The following is a 3501-nucleotide window of genomic DNA, read 5'->3' as shown; positions in this document are numbered from 1 at the left end:
CCACAGGTGGTTTTTGACGAACTTCTGAAAGCAGCCTGATTTTTAATCGGGAATTGCACTTCGAAGTTGAATTCGCGGTTATGCATGGGATATGCACGGTTGTTAAAAAATTCTCGGGGTAAATAGCCGTAAAAATGGTTTTAAATGCAAATCAAATGAATGGGGTGGGCTATCTACGCCGAGAAATTATGCCGAGAAATAGCAGGCCCGGGCAATCAGGCCACCTGTTTGAGTGGCTTCTCCTTGCGCTTGGCAGCTGGAGCCTCTTCCTCTTTCGCGCCAGCCTGAACCTTGCCGCCCCGCAGCAGGGTTTGCAGCACATCACGCTGCTCTGCCAGGTAGAATGCCAGACTCTCTTGCTGCTCTGGCGCCAGCTCGATAGGGGCGCCGGCCAACAGGGTCATCAACTCGTCGGCCGTATCCAGCAGCTTGTCATAGGCATCGGCCTCTTTTTTGCTGGCAAAGGTCATTTTTTCCACTCCCCCACGAACAACCACATATTTTATCTCGACAGCCATGATGGCCTCCTTTTGGTGATGATGGGTAGAGTGTATGTATGGATATACAGTATTGCAAGTAACCTCACCGGAAAAGAGTTCGCCGGGGTTTAGCGACAAAAGCGGCGCTGGATCAAGCTGTCTCAAAGTGCCATTTGACTTCCGCGCCTGACTGGTCGGATCATGGTCTTATGACGATCGTACGACACCTGTTTATCCTGCTGATGGTTGAGGTGCTGCTCCTCGGGAGCATCGCCCACTTGGTCGTGGGGCTCCCCTGGTTGATGACCCTGCTGTTTGTGGTGTTTGCCCTGTTGGGTCTGCGCTGTCTGGTGGTGCTCGGCAGCTGGCTGTTTACCCGCTTCTACCCCTCCCCGGCCATTGGCGCCTGGCGTAGGGTGAAGATGATGGCGCAGGAGATGCTGGCCTACCTCTACACCTTCACCTGGTTGCTGCCGTTCGAGCCTTTGCTGATGGCTCCCGATCGGCTCCGCCCATGCCCGCGCCCCATATTGCTGGTGCATGGCTACGGTTGCAGTCGCGGGATCTGGCGTACCCAGCGTGCCCGACTGGAAGCTGCAGGCCATGTGGTCGCCACCATTACCCTGATGCCGCCATTTGGTCATATCGACGAGATGGTGCCGCTGCTGGCCACCCGGATTGACGATGTGCTGGCGCAGACCGGCGCCGACCAGCTGGTGCTGGTCGGTCACAGCATGGGCGGGCTGGTCTGCCGCGACTATCTGGCTCTTCATGGCGGTGACAAGGTTGCGTGCCTGATCACCCTGGCCACCCCCCATCAGGGCAGTCAGCTGGCCGCCCTTGGACTGGGGGCCAACGCCCGCGAGATGGAGCCCGGGTCCGGCTGGTTGCAGCGTTTCGCCTCAGTGCCGCTTTGCGTGCCCGGCATCTCGGTGCGCACCAGCCATGACAACGTGGTGATGCCGCAGGAGCGGCAACGGTTGGCGGGGATGGACGATATCGAGTTGCCCGCCATCGGCCATCTTTCTCTGCTCTACTCCCGCCGCACCACCGATCTGCTGCTTGATCTGCTGGCTCGAGCCTGACCTTCCTTAATTGTTTTGCCAAATAAAACAGGGGCCTGATTGCTCAGGCCCCTGCTCATCTCTTTAGCGCATCATCCGGTTAGAAATGGATCCCCTTGATCAGGGTGGAGACGGCAACCTGATCGGCGGTGGCTTTGGATTTGTCGCCATCCTTGGGATCGGCAAAGGTGCGGAAACTGGTGTTCATGATCACTTGCGCGACCCGCGGCGCCAGCGCATGAACCACCTGACCGAACACCCCGAGGCGGGTTGCCAGCCGCACATGCTTGTTGATGATGGTATCGCACACCAAGTCTGCCGCCTCTTCTGGTGTCATCATCGGCACCTGCTCATAGACCTTGGTCGGGGCGACCATCGGCGTTTTCACCAGCGGCATATTGATGATGGAGAAGCTCACCCCCTTGTCGGCAAACTCGGAAGCCGCAGTTCGCACCCAGGCATCGAGGGCCGACTTGGAGGCAACATAGGCGGAGAAGCGCGGCGCATTGGTCAACACCCCGATGGAGGAGATGTTGATGATGTGCCCTTTCTTCTTCTCGATCATGGTGGGCAGCACCCCCATGATCACCTTGAGCGCCCCGAAGTAGTTGAGCTGCATGGTACGCTCCAGATCGTGGAAGCGCTCGAAGGAGTCCTCAATGGAGCGGCGGATGGATCGGCCGGCGTTGTTGATCAGGATATCCACCCCGCCGTGCTCCTCGACAATCTGCCGGGTGATCGCCTCACCCTGCGCCAGATCGGCGAGATCGCCCTGATAGACCTGCATGGTGAGCCCCAGTTCGGCAAACTCGGCCTGGGTTTCGGCAATTTTCTGCTCATCGCGGGCGATGGTCACCACGATGGCCCCCGCCCCCGCCAGCTTGCGTGCGGTGGCGCGGCCTATGCCGGAAGTGGCGCCGGTCACCAGCACCACTTTTCCTTCGACCCGACCGCGCAGGGAGCGATCGATAAAGAGCTCGGGGTCGAGATGGCGCTCCCAGTAATCCCACAGCCGCCAGGCATAGCTGTGCAGCGGCGGCACTTCGATGCCGGTGCCTTTCAGCAGACGCTGGGTCTCCCGGCTGTCAAAACGGGTCGGGTAGTTGATGAGGCGGAAGATATCCTTGGGCAGACCCAGATCGGCGATGGCGGCATCGCGAATGCGGCGCACCGGCGTCATGGTCATCAGCATTGCCGTCAGGTGGCGGGGAATGAAGCTGAACAAAGAGGCGTTGATGCGAATGGCCGGCTCCGGCGCATGGGCGGCACGGGAGAAGGTGCTGAGCATGTCGCCGACCCGCATCGGGTTGGGGTCGGTCAGGTGGAAGGTTTTGTTCTCCTCGCCATCCTGATGGGCGATATGGGCCATGGCATCGACCACAAAGTTGACCGGCACGATATTGATGCGGCCCCCTTCCACCCCGATGGCGGGCATCCAGGGCGGCAGCAGACGGCGCAGCTTCTGAATGGTCTTGAAGAAGTAGTAAGGGCCGTCGATCTTGTCCATCTCGCCGGTATTGGCGTCACCGACGACGATGCCCGGCCGGTAGATACGCCACGCAATGGTGCATTCGTTACGAACGATCCCCTCGGCTTCGTGTTTGGTCTGGAAATAGGGCATGTCGAGGTGTTCGGCCTCGTCGAACATGTCTTCCCGAAACAGACCGTCAAACAGGCCCGCTGCGGCGATGGAGCTGCAGTGGTGGAACTGTTGTGATCCCAACCGCTCGGCAAGTTGCACCGCCTGGCGGGTTCCTTCGGTATTCACCTGTTGCTGGATGCCCGCTTTGGCGTTGAGATCGTAGATCGCCGCGAGATGGAAAAAGTGATCGATTTGGCCGCGGAGTTGTTCCTGCTCGGCGGCTGATACCCCCAGCAGTGGCCAGGGCGGGAGCACACTTTGTTGATATTTTAACCAAAGAATAACTGAGCCCGATAGTCGTCATTCCAGCCGGCTC

2 protein-coding genes and 1 pseudogene are annotated in these 3501 nt (G+C 59.3%); 1 reads left to right on the top strand and 2 read right to left on the bottom strand.

Features of this window, described 5'->3' with window-relative positions:
- Positions 1–215: 215 nt before the first annotated feature.
- Positions 216–518 carry a YebG family protein gene (locus OKC27_RS22520; protein WP_042655806.1) on the bottom strand — a complete coding sequence of 101 codons (303 nt, stop codon included), beginning with the start codon at positions 516–518 and terminating at the stop codon, positions 216–218.
- A gap of 170 nt (positions 519–688) precedes the next feature.
- On the opposite strand from OKC27_RS22520, the gene OKC27_RS22515 reads away from it, so the two are divergent.
- Positions 689–1564: an esterase/lipase family protein gene (locus tag OKC27_RS22515; protein ID WP_182937434.1), complete on the top strand. Its 876-nt coding sequence runs from the start codon at positions 689–691 to the stop codon at positions 1562–1564.
- 79 nt (positions 1565–1643) lie between these two features.
- Here the strand turns inward: OKC27_RS22515 and OKC27_RS22510 are convergent.
- Positions 1644–3425 (bottom strand): annotated as a pseudogene (locus tag OKC27_RS22510) (SDR family oxidoreductase); the annotation flags it as partial.
- Positions 3426–3501: the final 76 nt, after the last annotated feature.

Origin of the sequence: Aeromonas sp. QDB62 (assembly GCF_027705695.1) — a bacterium.
GTDB classification, from domain to species: Bacteria; Pseudomonadota; Gammaproteobacteria; order Enterobacterales; family Aeromonadaceae; genus Aeromonas; species Aeromonas allosaccharophila.
Note: the sequence above shows the minus strand (reverse complement) of the source record. Positions and strands in the feature narration are given on the sequence as shown.